The sequence below is a fragment of the Herbiconiux daphne genome (assembly GCF_024979295.1).
In the GTDB taxonomy this organism is placed as follows: Bacteria; Actinomycetota; Actinomycetes; order Actinomycetales; family Microbacteriaceae; genus Herbiconiux; species Herbiconiux daphnes.
Window position 1 is genome coordinate 1 of sequence record NZ_JANLCJ010000256.1, and the last position, 846, is coordinate 846.

Annotated in this window: 3 protein-coding genes; all 3 read left to right on the plus strand. The window is 46.3% G+C overall.

Annotation, left to right across the window (positions count from 1 at the left end; translation table 11 throughout):
- Window positions 1-226 (plus strand): hypothetical protein (locus N1032_RS24465; protein WP_259543112.1); only part of this gene is annotated, 226 nt, incomplete at its 5' end.
- A 13-nt stretch (window positions 227-239) separates the two neighbouring features.
- A complete protein-coding gene (locus N1032_RS24470) occupies window positions 240-395 on the plus strand; it encodes a hypothetical protein (RefSeq protein WP_259543113.1) in 156 nt (51 codons plus the stop codon).
- Window positions 396-501: 106 nt separating this feature from the next.
- Window positions 502-816 carry a CBS domain-containing protein gene (locus N1032_RS24475; RefSeq protein ID WP_259543115.1) on the plus strand — a complete coding sequence of 105 codons (315 nt, stop codon included), beginning with the start codon at window positions 502-504 and terminating at the stop codon, window positions 814-816.
- Window positions 817-846 lie beyond the last annotated feature (30 nt).

The following is an 846-nucleotide window of genomic DNA, read 5'->3' on the forward strand; positions in this document are numbered from 1 at the left end:
GGGGTACAAAGTGTACCTCTCACCGGACAGTGAAAACGCGATAGTACACGAGACAGACGACACTTTCTATTACTGGAAACTTGCGGCCTGTCTGGACAATAACACTTTCGAACTTCACGAGGTTATCTTAAACAAAAACCTTGACCTGAAAAGCGACCAGTGCTATTATTATCTCACGGTCAACGAAGCAGTTGACCACATACACGAATACATCATCCAATACTGATAACGAGGCTATCATGGAAAAGAAAATCACTGTCTACATCGTCAAAGCTGGCGAAGTTGAGAAACCATTCCCAACTAAATCACAGGCTGCTGCCGCCGTTGCCCTGCTGAAAGATTTCGGCATCGAAGCAACCACCGAACAAGTTAAGCGACTGGTAACTTTGGCTTAACCTGAACCGGGGAGTAACGTAAACGCCTAATGATTGGCGTGGAACTCCCCGAAACTAAAACCCCGGCAATAATGCCGAACTCAAAACCAACACTGAGGATAATCTCATGACTTCTATCAAAACTCCGGTACTCGACAACAAAGCCATTTTTAACGCGCTGGCTAACGCGAAACACATTTTCTCTTTCAAAGAGGAAGGTACTAAAATCAAGCTCCTGAAACTGGTTCCTACCGAAGACCAGTGTAAAGCGGTCATTATGACCGAAGACGGCGAGATTGACGGCCTGTTCACTGACTCCGCAAGTGCGCGTCAGGCTCTGCAAGAGGTGATGTCTGTATTTGGTGACGACCAGCCGTTTATCACCATCAAGCTGAAAACCACCGCGAAAGGCGCAAGCGTCTATTACGTCGAAGTGGAATAACAAATAGTTTCACCTTTTTATTGCCTCGCT

Bases quoted from the DNA above. Each gene is read 5' to 3' on its own strand.
- N1032_RS24475 (WP_259543115.1), top strand. From the start codon at position 502: ATGACTTCTATCAAAACTCCGGTACTCGACAACAAAGCCATTTTTAAC.
- N1032_RS24470 (WP_259543113.1), top strand. From the start codon at position 240: ATGGAAAAGAAAATCACTGTCTACATCGTCAAAGCTGGCGAAGTTGAG.